The following is a 511-nucleotide window of genomic DNA, read 5'->3' as shown; positions in this document are numbered from 1 at the left end:
CTGTAGAACAGGCATGCGCTCTTGTTATCGTTGAATCAAGCATAACTTCTTGTAAATCAGGGTTTTGTACCGACTTAAATAATCTAGAGAATATACCTTTATCACACCAGTCTTTAAAACGCTTATGTATTGATCTATATTTACCATAATAAAATGGTAGCATCCTCCATTGGCAACCTGTACGTAACACATAAAATACAGCTTCAATAAACAATCTCAATTTGTCTTCATCATTGCTATGTATACCTTTTTGTGATTTTAAGAATGATAAAATACTTGACCAGAATACTTCTTTTATATGATAATGCATTTGCTAAACCCTTGGTATTTCTTGTCTTTCACCTTTTAAATAACAACGGCTTAGCTATTTTCAATCTAATTTATATTTTTTGTGCACAGAACCTAATATAATCTATAGAGTTTTAAGCTTTATAATTTAGTTTGTTATATATAGTTTTATTATTTACATACCTCTACGATTAGTTTATTTTTATTAGTGATTTAAAAAGTT

The 511-nt window shown here is 28.4% G+C and carries 1 protein-coding gene; it reads right to left on the bottom strand.

What is annotated here, in order from left to right; genetic code table 11:
* The coding region (locus F3D62_RS12650; RefSeq protein ID WP_150468591.1) for a transposase at positions 1 to 310 on the bottom strand (310 nt) is incomplete at its 3' end.
* Between the last annotated feature and the right edge of the window lie 201 nt (positions 311 to 511).

This window comes from Francisella sp. SYW-9, from assembly GCF_008711465.1.
Classification (GTDB): Bacteria; Pseudomonadota; Gammaproteobacteria; order Francisellales; family Francisellaceae; genus Francisella.
Note: the sequence above shows the minus strand (reverse complement) of the source record. Positions and strands in the feature narration are given on the sequence as shown.